We start from the raw sequence: 25,227 nt of genomic DNA on the forward strand, positions 1-25,227 counted from the left end.
ATCTTTGCCTCGAAGGTGAAGATGTCATCTATGCTCTATTTCGTGGCATGCCCTATTTCGTGGTCACCGTCACCAGAGCGGTAACAGGTTTGCCATCTACTAGAATGGGCCGGTGATGATCATCGGCAAGAAGCACGCCGATCACGTGTCTGCCGGCGGCATCCGGGCAATGGCCGAAACGGGCCTTGATAAGATCACCGCCAAAGTCGCTGTTCATGCTGTTGTACGGCTTGCCGGGGATGTTGCAGGTGTCTCCGTTGGGATCGATCTTCATATGCACGTGGCCGCATTCGCTGATTTCCCCGCACTCACCCGCAGGGAGCAGCCTGAAGTTGCTCCTGACGACAACGCCTATCGCCTTCTCAGGAGCATTGCCCAGTTCGACAACTGAACCTGCCGTCGGCCAGACGACTTCCAGGGTGGGCCGATCCTCGGCCTCGGCAGATACGAGCGACAATAAAGAGAAAGCGAGGGCAGTCGTTGCGGTGATGCGAAACATGGTAACCTCCGTTGCGATGTAAACGTTGATTACATACGCAGCGCTCGAACACAAGGGAAATAATCAATGATTACATTCCGCTCTCGTGTTATTTGGCTGAGATGACCAAGACTACTGATTCCGACGAGGCCGGAGATGCCAAGCGATATCATCACGGCAATCTCGTCGAGGCCTTGATCACGGCAACTGTGGAGATCATCGAGGAACGGGGAGCCGAGCATGTGTCCGTACGCGAGGCCGCAAAACGTGCCGGCGTTTCACCCGGCGCACCATTCCGGCATTTTCGATCGAAAACAGCGCTGCTAACCGCAGTCGCCGAACAGGCCATGGATCGGCTGACAAAGGCTGTTGCCAAGGCGCAGTCGAAAATCGACAGCGCAGATCCCATTGAGGCCTTCGAAGCAATCGGACAAGGCTATCTGGAATGGGCAATTACCAACCCCACGCATTTCCAGATCATCAGTTCCCGAACCCTGATTGATTTTGAAGGGTCGGACAGCCTTCGTGATCAGAATGAGGCTATTCGGCGGACGATGATCGACTTGCTGACGCAAGCGCAACAACAGGGTCGGCTTGCTCCCGACACCGACTTTGATCATCTTGTGCTTGCCGCGCGTGCACTCGTTTACGGGTTGGCACGCATGGCGATCGATGGTCATTTCCGGGAATGGCACCCGTCCGAGCCGCCAGCCCTGGGCGCGCAGCGGGCTCTCCGACTTTTCATGAGCCGGATGACCATTCCATCTAAAGCTTAATTCGCCAGCACCCAAAAAGGGGCCGAGATTGCGCCGCCAGCTAATGGAACTCCGGCAGCGGTCCCTGGTAGCGGGCGCGTGGTCTGATCAGGCCGCTGCTTGTCACCTGCTCCACGGCATGCGCGGCCCAGCCGACGCTGCGGCCGAGCGCAAACAAGCGGAACGGCGCATCGGACGGCAAGCGGAGGCTGCGCGTCAGCGCGGCCAAGGCGAAATCGACATTCGGGCGCATGCCCGTTGCCGCAAAGGCCGCATCGCAAAGCCGTACCAGCCCATCATCGACATCGATCGTGGCTAGCAACGGTTCCGCACGCGGATCGCCGTCGGGATAAAGCGGATGGCCAAATCCGGGCAGTGGCCTGTCGTGACCGAGCCAGCGTCCGACAGCCGCATCCGGCCCGAATCTCTGCGCATCCTCCGCCAACATCATGACCGCCTCCGCGGCGGCGCCATGGCGCGGACCGGAGAGCGTGGCGAGGCCGGCAAGCAGGCAGGCCGAAACAGGTGCGCCGGTGGACGCGGCGACCCGTGCGGCGAAGGTCGATGCGTTCAATTCGTGATCGGCCAACAGTACCAGCGAGCGGCGGATCAAGTCTGTGCCGGCGGCATCGAGGGACCAGCCCTGCGCCAGCCTTTCGTGCACGGCACCAGTTCCGGGAATCGCGCCGAGCGCCTGAGCCAGAGCGGCGATGGCGCCGGCCGCATCGCGGTTGAGCGAAGCCGATCTGCGGCCGAGCGAAGGCCGGCCGTTGGCCGCCAACGCGGCCAATTCCGCGAAGGCAGCCGGCCGGCCAGTTGCGCCGTTGCCATGGCGGCTCGCCGACACGAACGACACTGGTGCGTCGGATGCCCAAAGCAGGTTTGCCGTCTGCTCCAGCGTGGCAGTCTCGCAGAGTGCAACCGCATCCTGGCCGCGATAGACGAGACGGCCGTGCAAAACGGTCGAGATCGTGGTGGCGATTGCCGGCTCACCCCAGGCGATTGCACTTTCGGCGATAGCCTGGGGATTTCGGCCGCGCGCCCGCCGGCTCGCCAGCGCCGCGATGTCGTCGGCGCGATACTGACTGCGGCGTGGGTCGGCCCGATCCGGCCGCATGCCGATGCGTCCGCGGCTGACATAGGCATAGAGCGTCTGAGCGCGCACCTTGAGACGCTCTAAGGCTTCGTCCCGCGTCAGCCACTCCGTCATGTTAGCCTTGGCATGTTGATTCAGTTGATCAAGATTGATGGTCCAGTCGCCAACCCTTATCTACCGCCCAGAAAGGGTCAAGGAGAAAACCAATGGCGAATGGGCTCGATGATGTGGTGGCGGCGGAAACGGTGCTCTCCGATGTCGACGGTCTTGCTGGCCGCCTGACCATCCGGGGCCATTCGTTGCCCGAACTGGCAGGCCGCTGGAAATACGCCGAGGTGGTTCATCTGCTGTTCGACGGCTTTTTCGACGATCTTCCCGGCGACAAGGAACTGGCGAAGGCGATCGGTCGGGCGCGCAGCGAAGTGTTCGAGCAGATCGAACCCTTGCTGCCGTTTCTCGCATCCCTCGATATCTACAGCGCGATGCGCGCCGGCATCGCCGTGCTGCGGGACGGCGACAAATTGCCGGACGCGCTGCGGCTGGTTGCGGCACCCGCCGTGCTGACGCCGGCCTTGCTGCGCTTGCAGCGCGGCGAAAGCCCGATTGCGCCCGATAGCAAGGCCGATCATGCCGCCGACATGCTGCGGATGCTGACCGGCATGACGGCCTCGCCGAAGTTGGCGAAGGCGCTCGATACCTATCTCGTGACGGTTTGCGACCATGGTCTCAACGCATCGACCTTCGCCACGCGCGTGGTCGCTTCGACACAAGCCGGGCTTACTTCGGCGGTGCTGGCCGGGCTCGGAGCGCTCAAGGGGCCGCTGCATGGTGGCGCGCCAGGTCCGGTGATCGAGATGCTGGATGCGATCGAGGCGCATGGCGACGCCGCCGGCTGGCTGCGTGACGAGATCGCGCGCGGCCGCCGCATCATGGGCTTCGGGCATCGCATCTACCGCGTGCGCGATCCGCGTGCCGATGTGCTGAAAGTGGTGGTGCGGCAGCTTGGCGCCAAGGGCGAAACCGGCCACCGGCTGGCGTTTGCCGAAAACGTGGAGCAAGCGGCGCTCGAAGTGCTTCGCATCGCCAAGCCGTCGCGCTCGCTCCAGACCAATGTCGAGTTCTTCACAGCGCTCCTGCTGGAAGCGGCGGGCTTTCCGAAAGAGGCGTTCACCAATGTCTTTGCTGCCGGGCGCGTCGCCGGCTGGATCGCCCATGCGCGCGAGCAGCAGACGAGCGGACGGCTGATCCGGCCGCAGTCGCGCTATATCGGGACGGTGCCGGACCTCGTCGCCTAAGGATTTCTCCCCGAATGCTACAGCCGGTGCCGGACACTCTCTCGTCGAGATGAGAGAGGTCCTCATGACAAAAATTTCATGTCATTGCTCCACACATCCGCTGTTCTTGGGTGACAGAGAGCCTATATGCTGCAGTGCAGCATGGTTCCACGGGAGCCCGCCTCGAAAGGAATAAAGCCGCCTTGACCGCCAGAAAAACCGCCATCATCACCGGTTCCACCTCGGGCATCGGCCTGGCCATTGCCCACGCGCTCGCGGCCGAAGGCTGCAACGTCGTCGTCAATTCCTTTTCCGACACCGCCGACGATCACGCCATCGCCGACGCAATCGCGAAGCACCACAGGGTGAAGACCCTCTACGTCAAGGCCGATATGTCGAAGCCGGCCGAGTGCCGGGCTTTGGTGGCGAAGGCAGCCGAGGCATTCGGCTCGGTCGAAATCCTGGTCAACAACGCCGGCATCCAACATGTCGCGCCGGTGGAAAGCTTCCCGATCGAGAAGTGGGATGCGATCATCGCCATCAACCTGTCATCGGCCTTCCACACGATCGCAGCCGCCATCCCGTTGATGAAACAGGCCGGTGGCGGCCGGATCGTCAACGTCGCCTCGGCCCACGGCCTGGTCGCGTCGCCGTTCAAGTCGGCCTATGTCTCGGCCAAGCATGGCATTATGGGCTTGACCAAGACTGTCGCCCTGGAGCTGGCGCGCGACAAGATCACCTGCAATGCCATTTGTCCGGGCTATGTGTTGACGCCGCTGGTCGAGGCGCAGATCCCCGACCAGATGAAGGCCAACAAGATGGACCGCGAGACGGTGGTCCGTGAGGTCATGCTCGAAAAGCAACCGACCAAGGAGTTCGTCACCGTCGAGCAGGTTGCGGCGGCCGCGGTGTTCCTATGCTCGGATGCGGCGGCGCAGATCAACGGCACGCACATCTCTGTCGACGGCGGCTGGACCGCTCAGTGAGCCTTCCAGCGGTCAAGGGCCACGCCATGCCGAAAAACGGCAAGGCGGAAGAGCCAAAGAAGATCAACATCGCGCTGCAAGGCGGCGGTTCGCACGGGGCGTTTTCCTGGGGCGTGCTCGATCGGCTGCTCGAGGACGGGCGCCTCGATATAACGGCGGTTTCGGGCACCAGCGCTGGCGCCATGAATGCCGTGGCGCTGGCTGACGGTTTCGTCCGCGGCGGGGTCGAGGGCGCGCGGCGCAAGCTAGACGATTTCTGGCGTGCGGTGGCGGCAAAGGGCCGCTTCAGCCCGGTGCAGCGCATGCCTTGGGACGTCGCCTGGGGCAATTGGTCGATCGAGAACACGCCCGGCTATTTCCTGTTCGATACGATGTCTCGGGTATTTTCGCCCTATGTCGCCAATCCGCTCGCCATCAATCCGCTGCGCGACGTGGTCGAACGTGAGATCGATTTCGATAATGTGCGCGCCTGCAAATCGATGGAACTGTTCATTTCCGCTACCAATGTCGAGACCGGCCAGTTGCGGGTCTTCTCGGACGGCGAGATCGACCTCGACACGGTGATGGCGTCGGCCTGCCTGCCGCAATTGTTCCGTGCCGTCGAGATCAAGGGCGTGCCCTATTGGGATGGCGGCTATGGCGGCAACCCGGCACTGTTCCCGTTCTTCAAGACCGCGGCCACCGAGGACGTGCTCTTGGTGCAGATCAATCCGGTGGTCCGCGAGGGGACGCCGAAGAGCGCCAATGAGATCCAGAACCGCATCGACGAGATCACCTTCAATGCCGGGCTGTTGCGCGAATTCCGCTCGATCGCCTTCGTCAAGGAACTGATCGCCGCCGGCCGATTGCCGCACGGCGAATATCGCGACATCCGCATGCACCGCATCGATGCCGACGCAGCATTCAAGGATCTGTCGGCATCGTCCAAAATCAATGCCGAATGGGCGTTCCTTGCCTATCTGCGCGACCTCGGCCGCACCGCAGCCAGTGACTGGCTGGAAGAAAATTACGACGCCGTCGGCAAGCGGCCGACGATCGATCTGTCCGGCGAGCTCGACGACGGCTTGAAGCCGGTGCGCGGGCCGGCGCCGGGCCGGCGGGTCAAGGAGTTTCTTGCGGCGCGCAAGCAGCCCGACGCCGCCCGCCGTCCGGCCTAGAACGATTTACCGTTTCACCGAAACCCCGAACCGCTCTATCTTTTTTGACGCAATTCCGGACGGAAAACCGTTTCACACTTTTCCTGGAATTGTTCTGGCTCCTCCGCAAAGCAGATGACATCGCAATCTGTCCAATCATCCTGACACTTGCTGCCATACCGCTGTTTTGGCGATCAACAGCCGATGCTGCAGCCGCATCTTTGCGGACAAAGCAACAATCCATCAACTTTTCTGACTATATTGCGATGCAACTTTGAGGTAGAAGCGCGCTTCGCCGATCACGGCAATTTGAATACGGCCTCGCGCGCACCCATATCGGCGACGCGCCCCAAGTAGAAGACGCGGCCTGGCCGAACCCCGCGCACTGGAAAAAATGACGATGCCGAAATTCAGGTTTCACAAGCTTGCAGCCATTATTGTGCTCATCGGGTTCGCCGGCTGGATGGCGACAGGCGAATTCTCGTCCGTCGGCAGCGCGTCCGCGGACAACAAGCCCAAGGCAGGAGAGGTCGAGCAGCCCAAGGCCGCCGACTCAGGCAAGCCCCAAACTGGCGAACAGGGGGCTGCCAAGCCGGGGACTGCCGAGGCAGAACAGCCCAAGGCGCCGTTGCGCACGGTCGCGGTTATAACCCCGCCGCGGCGCACCTATGCACGTGCTATCCGCATTTCCGGACTGACCGAAGCCGACAAGCGCGCCGTCCTGGCGACACGCGTCGCCGGCGTCATCGACAAGCTGCCGGTCAAGCAGGGTCAGCACGTCAAGACCGGCGACCTCATCCTGATGCTTGCCGCCGAGGAAAAAATCTCGGCGGTCGACAATGCCAAACAGCTTGTCGTGCAACGTGAGGCCGAGCTGGCCGCGGCCCTGCGGTTGATGAAAACCGGCAATCTGCCGACGCTGCAGCTCGATACGGCCCGCTCCAACCTGTCGCTGGCCAAGTCGCAACTGGACGCCGCGCAAGCCGAACTCGACCGCAATGAGGTGAAGGCGCCCTTCGACGGCGTTATCGACCGGGTGCCGGTGGAGCTTGGCAGTTCGGTGATGCAGGGCGGCGAGGTGGCTACTATTCTCAGCCTCGACCCGGTGATTGCACGCGGCGAGGTCAGCGAACGCGATCTCGGCTATCTGAAGATCGGCGACAAGGCGAATGTGCGTCTGGTCAGCGGCCAGAATGTCGAAGGCATCGTGCGCTACATCAGCCGGGATGCGTCTTCGGCAACCCGTACCTTCCGGGTCGAAGTCGCCATCCCCAACGCTGATGGTTCCGTACCAGCCGGCATGACGGCCGAAATCGCGCTCAGCGCCCAGCCGACCGACGCCGTGATGCTGCCGCGCTCGGTGGTGACGCTCGGCGACAAGGGAGATCTCGGCATTCGCGCCGTCGACAAGGACGACAAGGTCGTGTTCTTCCCGATCGACCTGGTCGACGACACGCCGACCGGCCTGGTGCTCGGCGGCATTCCGGCCGACGCCCGCATCATCGTCGCTGGCCAGGAGCTGGTGAAGGAAGGCGAGGTGATCAAGCCGGTCGAAGCCGACCAGGCGACCATCCAAAAGCTGTTGGGCGAAGCGACGACCGGGACGCAGTAATCATGGACATCGTCAAACTTGCAATCAGCAATGCCCGGCTGACCATTGCGGTCCTGGTCTTTCTCATCCTTGCCGGTGCGGTCGCCTACCAGTCGACGCCGAAGGAAGCGGAACCCGACGTTCCGATTCCGATGATGTATGTCAGCCTGATCTACCAGGGCATCTCGCCGGAAGACTCCGAACGCCTCCTGCTGCGCCCGATGGAAGCCAAGCTGAAGAGCCTGAAGGGCCTCAAGGAGATGCGCTCGGCCGCCTTCCAGGGCGGCGGTTATGTGCTGGTCGAATTCCAGCCACAGACGGATCTCGCCACCGCGCTGCAGGACACGCGCAGCAAGGTGCAGGACGGCAAGGCCGACCTGCCGCAAGCGGCTGAGGAGCCCGTGGTCTCCGAGGTCAACATCTCCGAGTTCCCCGTCCTGGTCGTGACGCTGTCGGGCGAGGTGCCCGAGCGGGTGCTGACGGCGGCGGCGCGCGAGCTGCGCGACCGCATCGAGGAAGTGCCTGGCGTGCTCGAGGGCTCGCTGCAGGGTGCCCGCGACGACCTCGTCGAAGTTGTCATCGATCCGATGAAGCTGTCTTCCTATGGGCTGCAGCTCGACCAGTTGATCGGTGCGGTCGGCGCTTCCAACAGTCTTGTCGCGGCCGGCAACATCGAAGGGTCCGAGGGCAAATACGCGGTCAAGGTGCCTTCGCTTATCGAGACGCCAGAGGATGTGGCGGCGCTTCCGGTCGTCGCCGGCCCCAATGCGGTGGTGCAGGCCAAGGATATCGCCACCATCCGCTCGACCTTCAAGGACGCCGAGACGGTTACCCGCCTCGACGGCAAGCCGGCGATTGCCATCGAGGTGAAGAAGCGCATCGGCTCCAACCTGATCGATACGATTGGCAAGGTCAGGGAGGTGTCCGACGCCTTCATCAAGACGATGCCGGAGGGTATGCACGTCACCTACACGCAAGACAAGTCCGTGTTCGTGAACCAGCTGCTTGGCGACCTGCAGAACCACGTGATGATCGCCGTCATCCTGGTGTTCATCGTTATCCTCTATGCCCTGTCTGGCCGTGCCTCGCTGCTGATCGGATTGGCCATCCCCTCATCCTTCCTGATCGGCATCCTGTTGCTGGCGATGATGGGCTACACGATCAACATGATCGTGCTGTTCAGCCTCATCCTGGCGGTCGGCATGCTGGTCGACGACGCCATCATCGTCACCGAATTCGCCGAGCGACGCATGAGCGAGGGCATGCCGAAGGAACAAGCGTTCGCGCTTGCCGCCAAGCGCATGGCCGGCCCGGTCATTGCCGCGACGATGACCCGCATTGCCGCCTTCTCGCCGCTTTTGTTCTGGCCGGGCATCATCGGCGACTTCATGAAATATATGCCGATCACGCTGATCGTGACGCTCTCGGCCTCGATGCTCTATGCGCTGGTCTTCGCACCGACGCTGGGCGCCATATTCGCCAAGGCGCCGGCCCACCACCCCGACGACAATCGCGACGGCTGGTACATGGCCGTGGTCAAGCAGGCGGTGCATTATCCCATCACCGTGCTTGTCCTCACTGTGGCGCTGTTGTTCGGCGTCGGCTACGCCTATTCGAAATTCGGCGCCGGCGTCGAATTCTTCCCGAATGTCGAGCCTGACTACGGCCTGCTCTATGTCCACGCCCGCGGCAATCTTTCGCTGGCCGAAATGGACGCTGCCACCAAGACCGCGGAAAATCGGCTGCTCGGCTGGCCGGGCGTGAAGTCTGTCTATACCCGTGTCGGCAAGACGCAGGGCGGCGGCCAGGACGTTCCGGAAGACGTGGTCGGCGTGATCCAGTACGAATTCGTCGACTGGCGTGAGCGTAAATCGGCGAATTCAATCCTCGACGAACTGCGCGGCGTGATGGCCGGCATTCCCGGTGTCGACGTCGAGGTTCGCGTGCCGGAAGCCGGCCCGCCTACCGGCAAGCCGATCCAGATCAGGCTTTCGGCCGTCGATCCGAAGGGCCTTGACGACAAGGCCCGCGCCGTCGCCGCGCGCATTGCCAAGGTACCCGGGGTCATCGATATTTCCGACGGCCTGGCGCCGCCCGGCGTCGACTGGGCGCTTGAGGTCGATCGCGCCAAGGCGGCGCAGTACGGCATCAGCCCGACCGCGGTCGGGACGGTGGTGCAATTGGTGACCAACGGGCTGAAGCTCAGCGAATACCGGCCCGCCGGCGCCGATGATGCCGTCGACATCAGACTGCGCCTGCCCGAGGATCGGCGCACGCTGTCGACGCTCGACGAACTCAGGGTGCAGACCGCGCAAGGCTCGGTGCCGATCTCGAACTTCGTCGTGCGCAAGCCGGAGCCGACGGTCGGTATCCTCAACCGCATCGACGGTGCGCGAACGGTGGTCGTCCAGGCCAACGTCGCTGCCGGCGCCCAGGTGGCTGCCGTCCAGCAGGAGGTCACCAAAGCTGTCGCAGACATGAACCTCGGCAGCGGCATTCGCTGGAAGCTTGCCGGTTCGAATGAGGACAGCGCCGAGGCCAGCGCGTTCCTCAGCAAAGCCTTCGGCGCCGCGATCTTCCTGATCTTCCTGGTGCTTCTGGCGCAGTTCAACAAGTTCACCAGCGTCTGGCTGGTGCTGTCCTGCGTGGTCATGGCGACGATCGGCGTGTTCCTCGGGCTGCTGCTGACGGGAGAGGCATTCGGTATCGTCATGTCGGGCATCGGTGTCATCGCGCTGGCCGGCGTGGTGGTGAACAACAACATCGTGCTGATCGACACCTACGACCGGTTGCGCGAAGAGGGCTGGGACAAATACGAAGCCGTTCTGCAGACCTGCCGCGAACGTGCCCGCCCGGTGGTGCTGACGGCAGTGTCGGCGATCCTCGGCGTGCTGCCGATCGCTTTCGGCCTCGGCCTCGAAATCTTCCATCATGAGACGACGATCAACGCGCCGTCGACGCAATGGTGGATATCGCTGTCCTCGGCGATCGTCTTCGGCCTGTCCTTCGCCACCGTGCTGACGCTGGTGGTGACGCCGTCGATGCTGATGGTATTCACTCGCGCCAAGGTCAAACCCGGTGCGCGTCGGGGCGGGTTCAGCCGCCTGTTCGGGCGTGGCAAGCCCGAGATCACCTCCGAGGGCCTGGAGGCCGATCTGGGCACCGAACCGGCGATCGCCTTCCCGAAGGCCGCCGAATAGATCGACGTCCCCAATCAAGCAAAGGCCGCCCGGGAACAATGGGCGGCCTTCTGCATTGTTCCGTCATTGCAACCTCAAAGCGAGGATTTTCTGATGACGATCAGCACCATTCTCATCATTATTCTTATTCTTATTCTGATCGGCGCGGTTCCGGCATGGCCGCATTCGCGGTCCTGGGGTTACGGACCATCCGGCATCGTCGGCGTCATTCTGATCGTTGTCCTGGTGCTGCTGTTGATGGGCCGGATCTGACCGCAATCATTGGTCGTGACAAGCGGCGGATGACCATCTGGCCATCCGCCTTTTTTTGGTTTGTTGTTAGGCAACTTTTTGCGTCGTCTTGAGCGTGGCGATGCCGATATCCTCGAGCGCTTCCGACACTGCATCTTCCAGCGGCGTGTGCGGAATCGTACCGATAAGGCTTTCCAGCCTGCCTGAAACGAGCCGGTGCGGCTCGAAGCGGAGATAGGACATCGAAACGATCTCGCGCCACATGGCCACGAACGGGCTGCCGGCGCGCAGCACCCACCACGGCATCATCGTCAGTTTCAACGTGCGCCCGAGCGCCTTCTCCGCGGCCGCCTTGATCTCCAGATCGGTCACCGCATGGCCGGGAAAGTTCAGCGCCTCGTAGAAGCCGAGCTTGTCGAGATTGTCAGCCAGTCCGACGAAAGCCTTGGCCAAGTCGGGCAGATAGGCCCATTCATGCACGAGATCGACCGGTCCCGGTGCCGTATAGATACCCTTAGTCATCTTGGCGGCAACAACCAGATCGAACCACGATCCGCTGCCGGTGCCGCCGAAGAAATCACCGGCGCGCAGCAGGATCGTGCGCACCCGACCCGCGTGGGCCTCGCGGCGAAATAGGTCCTCCATGGCGACGCGGATACGGCCCTTTTCCGTCGTCGGGCGAAACGGCGTGTCCTCAGTGATCACCGCCGGCATCGGCGAGCCGTAATTGTAAACGGTGCCCGGGAAGAGATGCAGTGCGCCATTCGCCCGGCAGGCAGCCATGACGTTCTCGGCCATCGGCAGGCATTTGCTCCAGTCGGTGTAGAGCGGGTTGAGGCCGTTGAAAATGATATCGACGCCTTCGGTGGCGCGGATCAGCGCATCGCGGTCGAGCGCGTCGCCGGCGATCGCCGTGGCGCCTTTGAGCTCCGACGGCACCTTGCCGCTGCGGGTGACGGCGCGAACATCGTAGCCGGCATCGAGGAAGGCCTTGGCCACCGCGCGGCCGAGCCGGCCATTGGCGCCGAGAATTGCGATCTTGGTCATTGTTCGTCTCCGTGTTTGCGTTACGACCCTGTTGTGATCTCTTCGCAAACGAATGAAAATTGACTAGATCTGGCAACCTGATATTCAATTTTGAATGGATATCGATTGGAACCTGATCAAGAGTTTCGTCACGGTGGCGGAGACCGGCAGCCTGTCGGCGGCCGCGCGAAAGCTTGCCGCAAGCCAGCCGACGCTTGGCCGCCACATCGCCGAGCTGGAACAGGCACTCGGCGTCACCCTGTTCCGACGTGGGCGGCGTGGCTATGCGCTGACCGAAGCGGGCAGCACGCTCTTTGAACGGGGTCGCGCGGTGAGCGAACAAGCGAGCGCCTTTTCGCTGCTGGCGCTGGGATCGGTCGAGGCGATCGAGGGCACGGTGCGCATTGCCGCCAGCGAAGTGGTGGCGGCCTATGTGCTGCCGGAAATGACGGCAAGGCTTGGAATCGAGGAGCCGGGCATCGAGGTCGAGATCGTCGCCTCGAACCAGGTCGAAAACCTCTTGCGTCGCGATGCCGACATCGCCATCCGCATGGTCAAGCCGGCGCAGAATGAACTGGTCGCGCGCAAAGTGACCGACATTCCGCTCCGCGCCTGCGCGGCAAAATCCTATCTCGACCGCCGTGGCCGTCCGCGCGAGGCCCAAGATCTTGCCGGCCACGATCTGGTCGGCTTCGACCGCAGCGATGGGATCATTCGCGGCTTCGCCCAATTCGGCGTCGCGCTCACCCGCAATGCCTTCCGCTTCAGGGCCGACAATCAGATCGTGCTTTGGGAAGCGGTGCGGGCGGGAAACGGCATCGGCTTTGGCCAGCAGCCGCTGGCCGACCGCGATGCGCTGGTGGAAACAGTGCTGCCCGGTCTCCCGCTGCCGACGCTGCCGGTGTGGCTGGCCATGCACCGCGACGTGCGTACCAGCGTCCGCATCCGCCGCGTGGCTGATTTCCTCTACGAAGAGTTCAAGCGCTATTCAGCCGGTGCAGGCTCGGCAGCGAATTCGGCGCGGTGAGCCAGGCCGGCCATCAACAGCACGACGATCAGCAGCCCGGACAGGGCGACGAAGATCGGGCCGAAGCTCGAGTGTTCGGCGATGAAGCCGATCGCCGACGGCGCCACCAGAATGCCTGAGTAACCCATTGTGGTGACGACGCTCATGCCGGTGCCCGACGACATGCCTTCCTGGTTGCCGCCGGCCGAAAAAATGATCGGCACCATGTTGGCAATACCCAGGCCGCAAAAGGCAAAAGCCGCGATGGCGAGCCATGGCGAGGGCGCCAGCCCCGCCACCAGCATGCCGGCGGCGGCGGCAAGCGCCGAGGCGCGCAGCGTCATTATCGCGCCGAAGCGGTTGCGGACACCGTCGCCAAGGAAGCGCATGACGGCCATAACCCCGGAAAATGCGGCGTAGGCCAGGCCAGCAACGGCGAGATCGGCGCCGAGCTCCTGCCTGAGATACAGCGCTGCCCAGTCGAGCACCGCGCCTTCGGAGATCATCGTCAGCAGCGCCATCAGCCCGATCAGATATACCAGCGGGTTTGCCGGCAGCGCGAATTTGTGATGCTCGGCGACCGGGTGCTTGTCCTCGGCGATCAGGTAGCGGATCGCTACCGCCATGACGGCAAAGGCAAGCGCCGTCACCATCGTCGCATGGGCGAGGTGACCGTAGTACTGGATGGCGAAACCGCCCAAAGCGCCGCCGGCGAAACCGCCAAGGCTCCAGAAGCCGTGCGAGGACGACATGATGGCACGGGACAGCCGCCGTTCGACTGCCACTGCATTGGCATTCATGGCGACGTCCATGCCGCCGATCGAACCGCCGAAGATGAACATGGCGGCGGCCGCCAAGGGCACGTTGGGGGCCAGAGCCACGACCAAAAGGCCCAAGCTGCCGGCAAGTCCGAACCAGCGCAGCACCGTGCGCGAGCCATGCTTCGAGATCAGATGGCCGCACCAGGTCATGGCGGTGACGGCGCCGGCACCGAACAAGAGAATCAGCAGGCCGAGCGTGAACTTGCTGATGTCCAGCCGGGTCAGGAACACCGGGATCTGCGGCGCCCAGCTGCCGGTCAGGAAGCCGTTGGCGAGGAAGATGCCGGCCACGGCCCAGCGTCCACGAATCGCGATTTGCGTGATTTTCTGCGCGTCCATTGGGTAGGATCCGGTCCGGAATTGGCTTTGCGCGGCAAATTAGATCGATTCAATTCACAGTCAAGCGCTCTTCGCCGAAAGTGCTTGGACCAGACGGCTGAAATAGGATCGGCATCGTTCTTGGCGGACTACCTACGTTGGAGATTAGCGGAAACGCTTCTCTCTTCATCATTCACAGGCGGAGCAAGGAGCGTAGCGACGCGTCGCAGACCCGAGGATCCATGCCGCAACTTCTGAGCGATGCCATGATGCAGAACTAACTCTGACTGGAGCACCATCATCCTGAACCGCTGTGCTCGTGCCGACCGTCACGGCATGGATCCCAGGGTCTCCGCGACGTCGCTTCGCGACTGCTTCGCCCTAGGATGACGAAGCCGCGAAAGCTTGACCCGCCCCAGAAGCCGGAAGAAGGTAGCCAGAGGCGCTCGCCCAATAAAGTCCGATCTAGTGATCCCTGGGGCGTCTTGCCTCGAACTCGGCCTTCTTGGCGTCGGAGGGTTCGACCTGGTTCAGTGCCTGCCACTCGGCATAGGGCATGCCGTAGATGATCTCGCGCGACTGTTCCTTGCTCAGTTCGACACCCTCGGCTTGCGCCGCGTCGCGGTACCAGTTGGACAGGCAGTTGCGGCAGAAGCCGGCGAGGTTCATCAGGTCGATGTTCTGTACGTCGGAACGCTCGCGCAGATGCGCGACCAGCCGGCGGAAGGCAGCGGCTTCGAAATCGCGCTTTTGTTCGTCGCTGAGTTCGGTCATGTCCTGTTGGCCTCCCTTGGGCCTCCATCATACCGGCCCGGTGCGCGAGCCGAATATTTTCACCGCATGTATATCGGCACGTCGATCTATCGCGTCAACGATCGGCGCCAGCCGTTCGGCCCAGTCGAGGGCACCCTTGCGGTCGGCGATCAGGTCCTGGCGGATCTCGAGCAGCGCATGGGCAAAGCCGTTGACGATGGCGTGCCTGAACATGGTATCGCCGCGCAGTGCGCCGTCATAGGGTTCGTTGTCGCCGACGATGAGGCTCTTGTCCTCGGCGAGCATGTCGATCAGCGGCCGCGCCACGCGGTCGTCGAGATCCCACAATATGCCGACATGCCACGGCCGCACGAAGCCCTGCATGGTCGGCGTGAAGGAATGCACCGAAAAGATGAAGGGTGCCTGCGCGGATGCTTGCGCCACTGAGGCGATCATGGCGCCAACAGCATCATGATAGGGGCGGTAAAAGCGGTCCAGCCGTCTTTCGCGCTCCTCCGGCGCCATGGGATAATTTCCCGGGATGACGGTGCCGTCATAGAGCTGGCGAATCAGCGTTGGATCGTCTTCGCCGCGATTGGGGTCGACCAGCAGTCGCGAAAAATTGGCAAGCACCGCCGGAACGCCGAGCAGACTTGCGAGTTCGCGGGTTACAGTCTCGACGCCGATGTCGTAGGCGATGTGGCGGTCGAACTCCGCCGCCGGCAGGCCGAGGCTGCCATACTCCTCCGGCAGGTCGCGGCGGGCGTGATCGGCCAGAAGCACCATGCCGCGCTTGCGGTCGCCTTCGACGATGTCGAAAGGCGCGAAAACTGTGGATCGGGTCATTGGCGGGAAAGGTCTGTTCGCTGGCTTCCGGGGAGGGTGGTATCGTCATTCCACGAAGAGAACGCTCGCGCAATGCCGTTGTTTGGCCACGGTTTCTGCCAAAAAACTGAGCAGGGGCGACAGCAAGCGCGCCAGAGCCTTCTAAATCGATTGGATTGGACAGATCGGCGCGTTGACATGCGTACGGACTTTTCCGAAAAGGGGCGTTGAGAGATGCAAATGTGGTTCTTGAGGGGTTTCAGGATGGGTTTCGCCGGCGGGCTGCGTGTGCGCCATGCCTTGGCCATGCCGCTCCTGATACCGGCCATAGGCCTTTTCGCGGTGATTTCGGCCTCGCCGGCACGGGCCGATTTCAGGGTCTGCAACGCCACGCAGAATCTGGTCGGCGTCGGCATCGGCTATCGCGCCAAAGCCGGCTGGATCACCGAAGGCTGGTGGCACATCGAAGGATCGAGCTGCAAGACGCTGATCGAGGGACCGTTGTCATCAAGGTTTTACTATCTTTATGCAGAAGACGCCGAGCGCGGCGGACGCTGGGATGGCCCGATCAACATGTGCGTGGCCGAAAAAGAGTTTAAGATCGCCGGCGTTACCGATTGCGTCGCCCGGGGCTTTCAGCGCGCCGGATTCCAGGAATATGACACGGGCGAGCAGGCAAGTTGGATGGTCCAGCTGACTGACGAGCCCGCAACGGATGGCGCTCCAGCCGCCCCGGGAACAAACAGTCAATGAGACGCAGCCGCAAGGTCAAGATACTCGCCACCATCGGTCCGGCCTCCTCGTCCGAGGAGATGCTGAAGAAGCTGTTCGAAGCCGGCGCCGACGTGTTCCGCATCAATATGAGCCACACCGACCATGAATTGATGCGGACGCTCGTCGGCCGTATTCGTGCCGTCGAGGAGGCCGTCGGCCGGCCGATCGGCGTTCTCGCAGACCTGCAAGGGCCAAAGCTGCGCGTCGGCAAGTTCGCCAACGGCAAAGAGGTGCTGACCGTCGGCCAGACCTTCACGCTCGACGACAATCCCGAGCCCGGCAATTCGACGAGGGTCTACCTGCCGCATCCCGAAATCCTGCGTTCGGTCGAGGCTGGTCATCGCCTGCTGATCGACGACGGCAAGCTCGAGCTCAAGGCGGTCAGCAGCAACGGCAAGGCGATCGTCTGCACCGTCGTCGCCGGCACGACCATTTCCGATAAGAAGGGCGTCAGCCTGCCCGACACCGACCTGCCGGTCGGCGCGCTGACGGAAAAGGACCGCCGGGATCTCGACGCGGTTCTGGCGACCGGTGTCGACTGGGTGGCGCTGTCCTTCGTGCAGCGGCCCGAGGACCTGGCCGAGGCGCGCAAGATCGCACGCGGCCGGGCGCTGATCATGGCCAAGATCGAAAAGCCGCAGGCCGTCGCCCGGCTGGCCGAGATCATCGAGCTTTCGGATGCGCTGATGGTTGCCCGCGGCGATCTCGGCGTCGAGATGCCGCTCGAAGCCGTGCCTGGCATCCAGAAGCAGATCACCCGCGCCGCGCGCCGCGCCGGCAAGCCGGTGGTGGTCGCCACGCAGATGCTGGAATCGATGATCACCGCGCCGGTGCCGACCCGTGCAGAGGTCTCGGACGTGTCGATCGCGGTGTTTGAAGGCGCCGACGCGATCATGCTTTCGGCCGAGTCCGCCGCCGGCGCCTATCCGGTCGAGGCGGTGGCGATGATGAACCGGATCGCCACCAAGGTCGAAACCGACCCGACCTATGCCGGAATTATCAACGCGCAGCGCTCGGAACCGGAAGCGACCGGAGCCGACGCGATCTCGCTCGCCGCCCGCGAAATAGCCGAGACGCTGAAGCTGTCGGCGATCATCACCTATACCGCGTCCGGCACAACCGGCCTGCGCGCCGCGCGCGAGCGGCCGCAAGTGCCGATCGTGGCGCTGTCGCCGATCCTCAACACGGCGCGGCGGCTGTCGCTGCTGTGGGGCACGCATTGCGTCGTCTCCCCCGATGCCAGCGACCTCGACGACATGGTCGACCGCGCCTGCCGCATCGCCTTCGACGAGGGCTTCGGCAAGCCGGGCGACCGCGTCATCATCACGGCCGGCGTGCCGCTGAGGACGCCGGGATCGACCAACATGCTGCGCATCGCCTATGTCGGATCGGAAGTCGGCCGCTAATGTCGGCGGCGGCTGCCGGATGGGCCGGCTGCATGGCGCGTCGTAAACGCGGCCCCAGCCCGGCGCATCGACGGCAGTTGGGTTAGGATCGACGCCGAACGCCGCCAGCTTGCACCAGCCTGTGGCTGGCCGTGAAGCGGTTCGAAGGCCCTATCCGACTTGAGCTGGAAGTCAGTTAAGGTAATCTCTCCTGGGAGAAAGAGGAGGGTGATCCAATGTGGATGCGCACTGATCTTCTGGAACTCCTCGGCATTGAGCACCCGATAATCCAGGCGCCGATGAGCGGCATCACCACGCCGGAACTGGCGGCGGCAGTCAGCAATGCCGGGGCGCTTGGCTCGCTCGGATGCGGCATTCTGTCTGCGGCAGCTATCCGCGAGCAGCTCACGGCGACACAGCACGCTACCAATCGCCCGATCAACGTCAACTTCTTTGCGCACCCGGCGCCGATACACGATGATGCGGCAGCCCAAAGTATGCGCGACCGCCTTCGCGGCTGCTATGAGGAGGTCGGCCTCGGACCGGTGCCCGAGCCGGGCGAGCCCTTCCCCACCTTCGATCGTGAGCGTCTCGAAATTGTGCTCGAGCTGCGCCCGAAGGTGGTCAGCTTCCACTTCGGCCTACCCGACACCGCAATTGTGCAGCAGTTGAAAGCGGCTGGCTGTACTGTCTTGTGTTCGGCTACTACCGTCTCGGAAGCGCGCCAGCTTGAGGCAGGAGGGGTGGACGCCATTATCGCCCAGGGATACGAGGCGGGTGGGCATCGCGGCACATTCACTGGCGACCCTGCTATCGGCACTGCCGGCACTATGGCCCTCGTACCGCAGATTGTTGATGCCGTGCGGGTGCCTGTAATTGCCGCCGGCGGTATCTTCGACGGTCGCGGCATTGCTGCCAGCTTTGCACTCGGCGCATCTGGTGTGCAGATCGGCACGGCTTTCCTGGCCTGTCCTGAAGCCAATGTGCAGCCAGTTTATCGCGTAGCATTGCGCTCGGCCAACGACGAGAGCACGTCGGTGACTCGCTGCTTCACTGGCCGCCCAGCGCGCGTGGTGCGCAACCGGTTTGTGATGGAAATGGCTGGTGAGGAAGATGCTGCGCTGGCGTTTCCGCTACAGGCGAGTCTGGTCATGCCGCTTTCAATGGCAAAAGATGAAAGCAAGCGGGCTGACTTCTTGCCCATTTGGGCCGGGCAGGGCGTTGCGAAGCTGCGGGAGATGCCGGCGGCCGCCCTTGTGGAGAAACTCGTCACGGAAGCAAGCGGCATAGAAGTAGGGGAGTAGGGGAGTAGGGGAGTAGGGGAGTAGGGGAGTAGGGGAGTAGGGGAGTAGGGGAGTAGGGGAGTAGGGGAGTAGGGGAGTAGGGGAGTAGGGGAGTAGGGGAGTAGGGGAGTAGGGGAGTAGGGGAGTAGGGGAGTAGGGGCATGTGTTCCAGAGTGCGTTCCACAGTGCAATCTACACCACTTACACCACTCACATACTGCCTTACTCCCCTATTCCCCTACTCCCTTACTGGTCTCAAATGCCTTCGCCGGCAAGCTCCTCGGAAAGTGCGGCGACCTGGTCCTGAGCGCTGCGCATCATCGGATAGATGCCGAGAACGCGCTGCCAGGCTTCGAGCGCCGACTGCTTGTGGCCGGTTTCGGCCATGATCTGGGCCAGGCCCGAAAGCGCGCCGAAATGGCGTGGTTCGAGCTGCAGGGTGCGGTCGATGTCCGCCATCGACTTCCCGTAGTTCTTCATCATGAAATGAACAGTGGCGCGGCGGTTCCAGCCTTCCGCATAGGTTGGCTGCAGGGTCACCACTTGGTCGAGGAAATCGAGCGCGACATCGAATTTCTGGTTTTCGATTGCCTTCTGCGACCATTGCATCATCAGGTCGATCGAGGCACTGCCCGACTGGGACCACTCGCTGCCGATTCGTCCGGCGATGCGCTCGGCGGCCTTTTCATTGCGTTCGCGCTTGAGATCGGCAAATAGCTGATCGAGCCGCGCCTGTTTCGTCTTGACGACCGGAGGTGCTGTCGGCGGAGTTGTGGTCGGATCTTCAGCCCAAGCCGGCAGCGAGACAGCGCCGGAAACGAGGAAAGCCGTGAAAAATGCAAAAAGAATCCGCATCGCGGGAATCTAGCCCCCGACGCCGGATCGTCAAACTGAATTTAGCGTGAGAGGCGTATCATGCGAACGGAGGCGCGCAGCCTCCGGTCGAAAACTCAACCTTGGCGCGCCTTGTAGCGCGGAGCGGTCTTGTTGATGATGTAGACGCGGCCCTTGCGACGAACCAGCTGGTTGTCGCGGTGACGCGCCTTCAACGCCTTGAGCGAATTCTTGATCTTCATGGTCTTGCCCGTCGGTCTGGGCCCGGTCCCGGGCCGAATTATTAAGGCGCGCCCACAGACGCGCCTTTGAACTGTGCGTGGCTCATAGACGAGGAGCGTTGCCCGTGTCAACCGCAAGTGCTTGCCGTAAGCGCGTTGTCTAAACGATACGGGCCGTTTCGTATCATCACATATCGCACTGGCGCCTTGCGGCATTGCGCGGGCTTGAGACGGCTGGAATGATGCGGTTGCCGCGAATTGGAGATCATCATGCGCCGAATTCTTGTGTCCACCTGTCTTGCCGTCCTTGCGGCAGGTTCTGTTGCCCATGCGCAGGAATGCGACCGCAACGGCGACAGCCAGCAGATGATGAACATCTGCGCCGACGAGGACTACAAATCCGCCGACGTTAAGCTCAACAAGGCCTACCAGGAGCTCATCAGCGGAAGCGATGCAAACGCCAGGAAGCTGTTGCAGACGGCGCAGCGCGCCTGGATCGCCTTTCGCGACGCGGAATGCAGCTATTCCGCCGCGGACAGCGAGGGCGGCTCGATCTAATCCGATGCTGGTATCGGAATGCCTGACACGGCTGACCGACGACCGCACCAAGCAGCTCACCGCCGATTCGACCTGCGCGGAAGGCGATGTGAGTTGCGCCAGTCCCGACGAGGACGAGAGCGGCGACATCCAGTAAACGTAGGATTTGACTTTTTGTTTGAGCATGATCTTTTCCGAAAACCGGATTCCACTTTTCGCTAGCGCGGACCTTCGGTTCGGGATCATGCTCTAGCTGCGGCGGCTCACGCGCGTAAAATGGCCCATCTTGCGGCCGGGCCGCGCCTCGGCCTTGCCATAGAGGTGCAGCATCAGATCGGGCTCGGCGAGCAGCTCAGGAACGCGCCGGACATCGTCGCCGATCAGGTTTTCCATGACGCAGTCGAACTGCCGGGCGGGATTTCCCAGCGGCAGGCCGGCGACGGCGCGGATGTGCTGCTCGAATTGCGAGACGGTGCAGGCGGCCTCCGTCCAGTGGCCGGAATTGTGGACGCGCGGCGCTATCTCGTTGGCCAGCAGCGAACCGTCGGCAAGGACAAAGAATTCGACGCCGATGACGCCGACATAGTCGAGCGCTGCAAGGATCTCTGCCGCCGCCGTTTGAGCCGCAGCCGCCGTCTCGGACTTTACTTCGGCCGGCAGCGTCGAGCTGTGAAGAATACCGTTGCGATGGACATTCCACGCTGGATCGTAGGCGGCGAGCGAGCCGTCGATGCCGCGCGCAGCGATCACCGAAATCTCGCGCTCGAAGGTGACGAAGGATTCCAGGATCAACGGCACGTTGCCCATCGCCTCGCAAGTGCCGGCAAAGCCGCCTGTTTCCATGTTGCGGAAGACACGCTGGCCCTTGCCGTCATAGCCCATGCGGCGCGTCTTCAATATGCCGCTGCCGTTGAACTTTTTCAGCGCAGCCGTCAGTTCGTCGTCATTGTCGACGGGGCCGAAATCCGCGGTCCGTATGCCGATGCCGTTAAGGAATTTCTTTTCCGCCAGCCGGTCCTGCGCCACTTCCAGTGCGCGTGCCGGCGGATAGACCGGCACCGTAGAGGCCAGTGCCGCGGCGGCCGCGACCGGAACGTTCTCGAATTCATAAGTCACGACGGCACTGGCCGCAGCCAGCTCGCCAAGCGCGGCCGCGTCGTCATAGGCGGCGACGATCTGCCGGTTGGCGACCTGTGCCGCCGGGCAATCCGGCTGCGGCTCCAGCACGACAATGCGGTAGCCGAGGCGGGCCGCAGCCATCGCCAGCATGCGGCCAAGCTGGCCGCCGCCGATGATGCCGATGGTCGATCCCGCCAGCAGGCTCACGGCGCGTCCGTGGGCTCTGCGGCGACCTTGGCGGTCTGCGCGGCGCGCCAGCTATCCAGCCGGGCGGCAAGCTTTTCGTCGCTCAGTGCCAGCACCGCGGCAGCCAGAAGGGCGGCGTTGGCAGCGCCGGCCTTGCCGATGGCCAAAGTGCCGACCGGAATGCCGGCCGGCATCTGCACGATCGAAAGCAGCGAATCCTGGCCGAACAGCGTCTTCGATTCCACCGGCACGCCGAACACCGGCAGCGGCGTCATCGCCGCCGTCATGCCGGGCAGATGCGCCGCACCGCCGGCGCCGGCGATGATCACCTTGTAGCCGGCCGCCTTGGCGCCTTTGGCGAAGTCATAGAGCCGGTCGGGCGTGCGGTGGGCCGAGACGATCAGGCGCTTGTGCGGAATTCCAAGCGCCTCAAGCGTTTCGGCGGCGTGGCGCATCGTCGCCCAGTCGGACTGGCTGCCCATGATGATGGCGACGTCGGCGCGTTGATCGTTCAAGCTTCTGCTCCCCGGCGGCAAAGGCGCGCATTAGCGGAAATCGAGGGGAGCCGCAAGGATGGCCAGAAAGGGAAAGTCGCTTGTGCCGTTTCTGTCGCTACGCAAATGGATAGCGGCGGTGGTTATCGGGCGGCCGCTGCTCGGAAGCGGTCGACGAAGCCGTCAAGTTCAGGCCGCTCGGTATCGGAAATCGCCCAGTAGGAAAAGGCACTGTCGGTCCAATGGACCAGCGAGAAGCCACCGGCAGAAAGATCGACAGGTCCGCTTGTCGAGCCGGTTTCCTCGGGCGCGGCGACGAGAGTGATCAGGTGCTCGCGGTGCCGGTAGACCAGTGCCGGCACCGTCCGGTCGGCGATCACCTCGACCCGGCCGCCGAGCAATGTGAAACCGTCATTGGCAAGATCGGGCGCCGGTGGCGACAGGCCGACCCGGGCATCGAGCCAAGGTTTAACGGTATGCCGGTCCGACGAGACGACGTCCACCGGGCTGGCGGCCAGCAGGCTGCGGCGGTGGCCGCTGGCGACTGCGGCCGCAAAGCTGTCGGGCGCCCTACTCAGCATCATCCATTGCGTCGCGCCGCTGGCCAGCACGGCGGTAACGATGATCGACGCCGCCAGCGCGCGCCAGTCGAACGCGCCAAATCGGTTCACCGCTCTGTGCGCCGGCAGCACTCGAGCGGCGGGCGCCGGCGCCGACAGCACTTTCTCCGTACCGGCTGTCCCGATTGCAGCGATGCGAGCCTTGAAATCCTCACGGACATCGGGCCTCGGCAGCCCGCTGACGACCGTCTGCAGCGCAATGATGCGGGCATGCTCGGCGGCGAGCGCCGGATCGGCCGCGATGCGTCGCTCGACAGCCAATGCTGCTGCTGCGTCGAGCTCGCCATCGACCAAGGCATGGATCATCAGCTCCATGCCCGACGGGTCATCGGGCAGTCCATCGTTGTGCGCGCTCATGGCGCCCTCCCAAGTTGGGATATCAGCAGACCGCGCGCCCTCGCCAGCCGCGACATCACCGTGCCTAGCGGGACGCCAAGCAGCATCGCGACCTCGCGATAGCTGAGGCCGTTGATGTCGCGCAGCACTACGGTCTCGCGAAATTGCTGCGGCAGCGCGGCGATCGCCGCCTCGAGTGCCGCCGTGTCGGCCTTGGCGATCAGGCTTGCCTCAGGACTATCGGTATCCGGCAGGCCGGCGCCATATGCAGCCGTCATGTCATCGAGATCGCTCAGGTCGCCGACGGCGACGATACTGCGCGGCCGGTTGCGCGCCAGCCAAGAGTAACAGGCGTTGCGCACGATCGCCAGCAACCAGGCGCGAGCATTGCCGCCGGCATAGCCGGCGATGCCCGCATGCGCCTTCAAACAGGCCTCCTGCACCACATCCTCCGCGTCGGCGGCGTTGCCGGTCAGCCAGCGGGCAAGCGCAAGCGCATCCGCGAGATGGGGCAGAACCACCTCGCGAAAGCGCTCGGCCGCGGCCTCTTGGTTCAGCACCGTCGCATCGCCCGGCATCCCGGGCAGAACCTTCCGAACATCCTCACGGAGCGACGGTGATCCTGCCCTGCATGTGCGGGTGAAGCCCGCAGAAATAGGCATAGTCGCCTACTTTGGTGAAGGTGAGGGCATATGTGTCACCGGTGTCAAGCGCCTTGGAGCGAAACGAGCCATCGTTGGCGACCACCAGATGCGGGATGTCGTCGTCATTCTCGAAGGTCACGGTAGTGCCCTGCTTTACCGTCAGCACCGCCGGTGTGAAGGCAAAGTTCTCGATCTTGACCATTGGCTGGTCTGCCGCGTTCAGTGGCATGGAAACCATTGTCAGGATTGCCGCCAAACCGAACGTGACAGGCGATACGACCAAGAGGCGGGATGGAAAGCGGATCATCGCATTTCCCCTCAGACCAGCGTGCTGTCGATGATGGCGAGGTCCTGCCCGCCTTGCTTGACCGTCACGCTGCTTGTGCCGAGCAGGCTGCGCAACTGGCCGGCAGGTACCGTCATCGGCCCGGGTGAGGCTGCGGTGCCCGGCGCCGGTTGCGGGAAAGCGGTCGAGCGCGCGGTATGAAAGGTAACGTTGCCTTCGACCTTCTGCATGATCTGGTGGATATGGCCGTTGAGTACGGTGACAGAGCCGAAGCGCTTGAGCAGGGCCAAGGCCTGTGCTGCGTCGTCGGTGCCCCAGCCCCATTCGGGATAAACAGCCCATAGCGGGATGTGGGCAAAGACGACGATTGGCGTCGAGGCGGTGACCGCCTTCAGATCATCGGCCAACCATGCCAACTGGTCGGCGCCGAGATTGCCGAGCCCGCCAGCCTTCAGGTTGACGACGTTGACCAGCCCAATGAAATGGACGCCGTTCTGGTCGAACGAATACCAGCCGGCGCCCTTGGTGCCCTTGCCGTAGCGGTCGAGATAGGCCTGGCCATTGCCGTCATCGATCAGGTCGTGCTCACCTGGCACATAATGCACGTCGAAGCCTGCGCCGCCGATGATCTGGGCAGCGTTGTCGAACTGAGCGGCCTTCGACAGATGGGTGATGTCGCCGGTGTGGATCATGAAAGCGGGCTTTTGCGGCAGCGCCTGGATCTTGCCGATAGCCTCCTTCAGCGTGTCGATAGCGTGCGGGTTGGCAGCCTTATCGAAGCCGATGTGGCTGTCGGAGATCTGGAGGAAAGTGAAGCCGGTGGCCAAGGCCTCTGCGGCTTGCGCCGCACCGAGCAGGCTGAGCGAAACCGGCACGCCGGCCGAAATGGTCCACAGCACTCCCGTGCCGGCCCAGATCATGCATTCCAGTGCATGACGGCGGCTGATACCGTCAGCTTCATTGTCGTGGTTGTGGGTCATACCGGTCTCCTGCAACGCCGGAAATGGCGTCT

At 63.2% G+C, this 25,227-nt stretch carries 27 protein-coding genes; 13 read left to right on the forward strand and 14 right to left on the reverse strand.

Features of this window, described 5'->3' with window-relative positions; all coding sequences use genetic code 11:
- Positions 1 to 52: 52 nt before the first annotated feature.
- Positions 53 to 499 carry a hypothetical protein gene (locus RQ479_RS26090; protein WP_376702917.1) on the reverse strand — a complete coding sequence of 149 codons (447 nt, stop codon included), beginning with the start codon at positions 497 to 499 and terminating at the stop codon, positions 53 to 55.
- A 101-nt stretch (positions 500 to 600) separates the two neighbouring features.
- Between RQ479_RS26090 and RQ479_RS26095 the strand changes: the two genes are divergently transcribed.
- A complete protein-coding gene (locus RQ479_RS26095; protein ID WP_376702918.1) occupies positions 601 to 1,254 on the forward strand; it encodes a TetR/AcrR family transcriptional regulator in 654 nt (217 codons plus the stop codon).
- A gap of 40 nt (positions 1,255 to 1,294) precedes the next feature.
- On the opposite strand, the gene RQ479_RS26100 is transcribed toward RQ479_RS26095, so the two are convergent.
- Positions 1,295 to 2,443, reverse strand: coding sequence for a citrate/2-methylcitrate synthase (locus RQ479_RS26100; protein ID WP_376702919.1), 1,149 nt, complete (start codon positions 2,441 to 2,443; stop codon positions 1,295 to 1,297).
- 92 nt (positions 2,444 to 2,535) lie between these two features.
- On the opposite strand from RQ479_RS26100, the gene RQ479_RS26105 reads away from it, so the two are divergent.
- The 6 genes from RQ479_RS26105 (at position 2,536) to RQ479_RS26130 (ending at position 10,768) form a co-directional block, all read left to right on the forward strand.
- Positions 2,536 to 3,624, forward strand: coding sequence for a citrate synthase/methylcitrate synthase (locus tag RQ479_RS26105; protein ID WP_376702920.1), 1,089 nt, complete (start codon positions 2,536 to 2,538; stop codon positions 3,622 to 3,624).
- Between the two features lie 182 nt (positions 3,625 to 3,806).
- Positions 3,807 to 4,589, forward strand: a complete 783-nt coding sequence (locus tag RQ479_RS26110; RefSeq protein WP_376702921.1) for a 3-hydroxybutyrate dehydrogenase — start codon at positions 3,807 to 3,809, stop codon at positions 4,587 to 4,589.
- 26 nt (positions 4,590 to 4,615) lie between these two features.
- On the forward strand, positions 4,616 to 5,746 hold the full coding sequence (locus RQ479_RS26115; RefSeq protein WP_376706016.1) for a patatin-like phospholipase family protein: 1,131 nt from the start codon (positions 4,616 to 4,618) through the stop codon (positions 5,744 to 5,746).
- A 379-nt stretch (positions 5,747 to 6,125) separates the two neighbouring features.
- Positions 6,126 to 7,337: an efflux RND transporter periplasmic adaptor subunit gene (locus RQ479_RS26120; RefSeq protein WP_376702922.1), complete on the forward strand. Its 1,212-nt coding sequence runs from the start codon at positions 6,126 to 6,128 to the stop codon at positions 7,335 to 7,337.
- Between the two features lie 2 nt (positions 7,338 to 7,339).
- Positions 7,340 to 10,516, forward strand: a complete 3,177-nt coding sequence (locus RQ479_RS26125; RefSeq protein ID WP_376702923.1) for an efflux RND transporter permease subunit — start codon at positions 7,340 to 7,342, stop codon at positions 10,514 to 10,516.
- A 93-nt stretch (positions 10,517 to 10,609) separates the two neighbouring features.
- Positions 10,610 to 10,768 (forward strand): DUF3309 family protein, encoded by a 159-nt coding sequence (locus RQ479_RS26130; protein ID WP_023678456.1) that lies wholly within the window; start codon positions 10,610 to 10,612, stop codon positions 10,766 to 10,768.
- Positions 10,769 to 10,834: 66 nt separating this feature from the next.
- On the opposite strand, the gene RQ479_RS26135 is transcribed toward RQ479_RS26130, so the two are convergent.
- Positions 10,835 to 11,794, reverse strand: coding sequence for an SDR family oxidoreductase (locus RQ479_RS26135; protein WP_376702924.1), 960 nt, complete (start codon positions 11,792 to 11,794; stop codon positions 10,835 to 10,837).
- Between the two features lie 94 nt (positions 11,795 to 11,888).
- On the opposite strand from RQ479_RS26135, the gene RQ479_RS26140 reads away from it, so the two are divergent.
- Positions 11,889 to 12,800 carry a LysR family transcriptional regulator gene (locus tag RQ479_RS26140; RefSeq protein WP_376702925.1) on the forward strand — a complete coding sequence of 304 codons (912 nt, stop codon included), beginning with the start codon at positions 11,889 to 11,891 and terminating at the stop codon, positions 12,798 to 12,800.
- Here RQ479_RS26140 and RQ479_RS26145 read toward each other — a convergent pair.
- The 3 genes from RQ479_RS26145 to RQ479_RS26155 all read right to left on the reverse strand — a co-directional run bounded on the left by RQ479_RS26145 (position 12,758) and on the right by RQ479_RS26155 (position 15,517).
- Positions 12,758 to 13,939, reverse strand: a complete 1,182-nt coding sequence (locus RQ479_RS26145) for an MFS transporter (protein ID WP_376702926.1) — start codon at positions 13,937 to 13,939, stop codon at positions 12,758 to 12,760. The genes RQ479_RS26140 and RQ479_RS26145 overlap by 43 nt on opposite strands.
- Before the next feature lie 444 nt (positions 13,940 to 14,383).
- Positions 14,384 to 14,692: a DUF1244 domain-containing protein gene (locus tag RQ479_RS26150; RefSeq protein WP_376702927.1), complete on the reverse strand. Its 309-nt coding sequence runs from the start codon at positions 14,690 to 14,692 to the stop codon at positions 14,384 to 14,386.
- Between the two features lie 27 nt (positions 14,693 to 14,719).
- A complete protein-coding gene (locus RQ479_RS26155; RefSeq protein WP_376702928.1) occupies positions 14,720 to 15,517 on the reverse strand; it encodes an N-formylglutamate amidohydrolase in 798 nt (265 codons plus the stop codon).
- A gap of 285 nt (positions 15,518 to 15,802) precedes the next feature.
- Here RQ479_RS26155 and RQ479_RS26160 point away from each other — a divergent pair, with 285 nt between their 5' ends.
- The 3 genes from RQ479_RS26160 to RQ479_RS26170 all read left to right on the forward strand — a co-directional run bounded on the left by RQ479_RS26160 (position 15,803) and on the right by RQ479_RS26170 (position 18,959).
- Positions 15,803 to 16,249, forward strand: a complete 447-nt coding sequence (locus RQ479_RS26160; protein WP_376706017.1) for a DUF1036 domain-containing protein — start codon at positions 15,803 to 15,805, stop codon at positions 16,247 to 16,249.
- Entirely contained in the window at positions 16,246 to 17,676 is a 1,431-nt protein-coding gene (gene pyk, locus RQ479_RS26165) for a pyruvate kinase (protein WP_352454861.1), read from the forward strand. Before RQ479_RS26160 ends, pyk begins: the two co-directional genes overlap by 4 nt.
- Before the next feature lie 215 nt (positions 17,677 to 17,891).
- Complete coding sequence (locus tag RQ479_RS26170; protein ID WP_376702929.1) at positions 17,892 to 18,959, forward strand: NAD(P)H-dependent flavin oxidoreductase; 1,068 nt, start codon at positions 17,892 to 17,894, stop codon at positions 18,957 to 18,959.
- A 234-nt stretch (positions 18,960 to 19,193) separates the two neighbouring features.
- On the opposite strand, the gene RQ479_RS26175 is transcribed toward RQ479_RS26170, so the two are convergent.
- Both RQ479_RS26175 and ykgO read right to left on the reverse strand, forming a co-directional pair.
- Complete coding sequence (locus RQ479_RS26175; RefSeq protein ID WP_352454860.1) at positions 19,194 to 19,793, reverse strand: hypothetical protein; 600 nt, start codon at positions 19,791 to 19,793, stop codon at positions 19,194 to 19,196.
- 95 nt (positions 19,794 to 19,888) lie between these two features.
- Positions 19,889 to 20,014 carry a type B 50S ribosomal protein L36 gene (gene ykgO, locus RQ479_RS26180; protein ID WP_006327841.1) on the reverse strand — a complete coding sequence of 42 codons (126 nt, stop codon included), beginning with the start codon at positions 20,012 to 20,014 and terminating at the stop codon, positions 19,889 to 19,891.
- A 249-nt stretch (positions 20,015 to 20,263) separates the two neighbouring features.
- Between ykgO and RQ479_RS26185 the strand changes: the two genes are divergently transcribed.
- Entirely contained in the window at positions 20,264 to 20,551 is a 288-nt protein-coding gene (locus tag RQ479_RS26185; protein WP_376702930.1) for a lysozyme inhibitor LprI family protein, read from the forward strand.
- A 4-nt stretch (positions 20,552 to 20,555) separates the two neighbouring features.
- Positions 20,556 to 20,687, forward strand: a complete 132-nt coding sequence (locus tag RQ479_RS26190; RefSeq protein WP_376702931.1) for a hypothetical protein — start codon at positions 20,556 to 20,558, stop codon at positions 20,685 to 20,687.
- A gap of 92 nt (positions 20,688 to 20,779) precedes the next feature.
- Here RQ479_RS26190 and RQ479_RS26195 read toward each other — a convergent pair whose 3' ends face one another.
- The 6 genes from RQ479_RS26195 to RQ479_RS26220 all read right to left on the reverse strand — a co-directional run bounded on the left by RQ479_RS26195 (position 20,780) and on the right by RQ479_RS26220 (position 25,195).
- Positions 20,780 to 21,856: a 5-(carboxyamino)imidazole ribonucleotide synthase gene (locus RQ479_RS26195; RefSeq protein WP_352714359.1), complete on the reverse strand. Its 1,077-nt coding sequence runs from the start codon at positions 21,854 to 21,856 to the stop codon at positions 20,780 to 20,782.
- A complete protein-coding gene (gene purE, locus RQ479_RS26200; protein WP_376702932.1) occupies positions 21,853 to 22,350 on the reverse strand; it encodes a 5-(carboxyamino)imidazole ribonucleotide mutase in 498 nt (165 codons plus the stop codon). Before purE ends, RQ479_RS26195 begins: the two co-directional genes overlap by 4 nt.
- A 122-nt stretch (positions 22,351 to 22,472) precedes the next feature.
- Positions 22,473 to 23,306, reverse strand: coding sequence for an anti-sigma factor family protein (locus RQ479_RS26205; protein WP_376702933.1), 834 nt, complete (start codon positions 23,304 to 23,306; stop codon positions 22,473 to 22,475).
- Positions 23,303 to 23,863, reverse strand: coding sequence for a sigma-70 family RNA polymerase sigma factor (locus tag RQ479_RS26210; protein ID WP_292655709.1), 561 nt, complete (start codon positions 23,861 to 23,863; stop codon positions 23,303 to 23,305). Before RQ479_RS26210 ends, RQ479_RS26205 begins: the two co-directional genes overlap by 4 nt.
- A 25-nt stretch (positions 23,864 to 23,888) precedes the next feature.
- A complete protein-coding gene (locus tag RQ479_RS26215; protein ID WP_376702934.1) occupies positions 23,889 to 24,167 on the reverse strand; it encodes a cupredoxin family copper-binding protein in 279 nt (92 codons plus the stop codon).
- A gap of 80 nt (positions 24,168 to 24,247) precedes the next feature.
- Positions 24,248 to 25,195: a metallophosphoesterase family protein gene (locus RQ479_RS26220; RefSeq protein WP_376702935.1), complete on the reverse strand. Its 948-nt coding sequence runs from the start codon at positions 25,193 to 25,195 to the stop codon at positions 24,248 to 24,250.
- Positions 25,196 to 25,227: the final 32 nt, after the last annotated feature.

The organism is Mesorhizobium sp. ISC25 (assembly GCF_042295465.1).
Lineage (GTDB): Bacteria > Pseudomonadota > Alphaproteobacteria > Rhizobiales > Rhizobiaceae > Mesorhizobium.

Excerpts from the sequence above, each read along its gene's own strand:
- RQ479_RS26090 (WP_376702917.1), bottom strand. The coding sequence starts at position 499 with ATGTTTCGCATCACCGCAACGACTGCCCTCGCTTTCTCTTTATTGTCG.
- RQ479_RS26095 (WP_376702918.1), top strand. The coding sequence starts at position 601 with ATGACCAAGACTACTGATTCCGACGAGGCCGGAGATGCCAAGCGATAT.
- RQ479_RS26100 (WP_376702919.1), bottom strand. The coding sequence starts at position 2,443 with ATGACGGAGTGGCTGACGCGGGACGAAGCCTTAGAGCGTCTCAAGGTG.
- RQ479_RS26105 (WP_376702920.1), top strand. The coding sequence starts at position 2,536 with ATGGCGAATGGGCTCGATGATGTGGTGGCGGCGGAAACGGTGCTCTCC.
- RQ479_RS26115 (WP_376706016.1), top strand. The coding sequence starts at position 4,616 with ATGCCGAAAAACGGCAAGGCGGAAGAGCCAAAGAAGATCAACATCGCG.
- RQ479_RS26120 (WP_376702922.1), top strand. The coding sequence starts at position 6,126 with ATGCCGAAATTCAGGTTTCACAAGCTTGCAGCCATTATTGTGCTCATC.
- RQ479_RS26125 (WP_376702923.1), top strand. The coding sequence starts at position 7,340 with ATGGACATCGTCAAACTTGCAATCAGCAATGCCCGGCTGACCATTGCG.
- RQ479_RS26130 (WP_023678456.1), top strand. The coding sequence starts at position 10,610 with ATGACGATCAGCACCATTCTCATCATTATTCTTATTCTTATTCTGATC.
- RQ479_RS26135 (WP_376702924.1), bottom strand. The coding sequence starts at position 11,794 with ATGACCAAGATCGCAATTCTCGGCGCCAATGGCCGGCTCGGCCGCGCG.
- RQ479_RS26140 (WP_376702925.1), top strand. The coding sequence starts at position 11,889 with ATGGATATCGATTGGAACCTGATCAAGAGTTTCGTCACGGTGGCGGAG.
- RQ479_RS26145 (WP_376702926.1), bottom strand. The coding sequence starts at position 13,939 with ATGGACGCGCAGAAAATCACGCAAATCGCGATTCGTGGACGCTGGGCC.
- RQ479_RS26150 (WP_376702927.1), bottom strand. The coding sequence starts at position 14,692 with ATGACCGAACTCAGCGACGAACAAAAGCGCGATTTCGAAGCCGCTGCC.
- RQ479_RS26155 (WP_376702928.1), bottom strand. The coding sequence starts at position 15,517 with ATGACCCGATCCACAGTTTTCGCGCCTTTCGACATCGTCGAAGGCGAC.
- RQ479_RS26160 (WP_376706017.1), top strand. The coding sequence starts at position 15,803 with ATGCCGCTCCTGATACCGGCCATAGGCCTTTTCGCGGTGATTTCGGCC.
- pyk (WP_352454861.1), top strand. The coding sequence starts at position 16,246 with ATGAGACGCAGCCGCAAGGTCAAGATACTCGCCACCATCGGTCCGGCC.
- RQ479_RS26170 (WP_376702929.1), top strand. The coding sequence starts at position 17,892 with ATGTGGATGCGCACTGATCTTCTGGAACTCCTCGGCATTGAGCACCCG.
- RQ479_RS26175 (WP_352454860.1), bottom strand. The coding sequence starts at position 19,793 with ATGCGGATTCTTTTTGCATTTTTCACGGCTTTCCTCGTTTCCGGCGCT.
- ykgO (WP_006327841.1), bottom strand. The coding sequence starts at position 20,014 with ATGAAGATCAAGAATTCGCTCAAGGCGTTGAAGGCGCGTCACCGCGAC.
- RQ479_RS26185 (WP_376702930.1), top strand. The coding sequence starts at position 20,264 with ATGCGCCGAATTCTTGTGTCCACCTGTCTTGCCGTCCTTGCGGCAGGT.
- RQ479_RS26190 (WP_376702931.1), top strand. The coding sequence starts at position 20,556 with ATGCTGGTATCGGAATGCCTGACACGGCTGACCGACGACCGCACCAAG.
- RQ479_RS26205 (WP_376702933.1), bottom strand. The coding sequence starts at position 23,306 with ATGAGCGCGCACAACGATGGACTGCCCGATGACCCGTCGGGCATGGAG.
- RQ479_RS26210 (WP_292655709.1), bottom strand. The coding sequence starts at position 23,863 with ATGCCGGGCGATGCGACGGTGCTGAACCAAGAGGCCGCGGCCGAGCGC.
- RQ479_RS26215 (WP_376702934.1), bottom strand. The coding sequence starts at position 24,167 with ATGGTTTCCATGCCACTGAACGCGGCAGACCAGCCAATGGTCAAGATC.
- RQ479_RS26220 (WP_376702935.1), bottom strand. The coding sequence starts at position 25,195 with ATGACCCACAACCACGACAATGAAGCTGACGGTATCAGCCGCCGTCAT.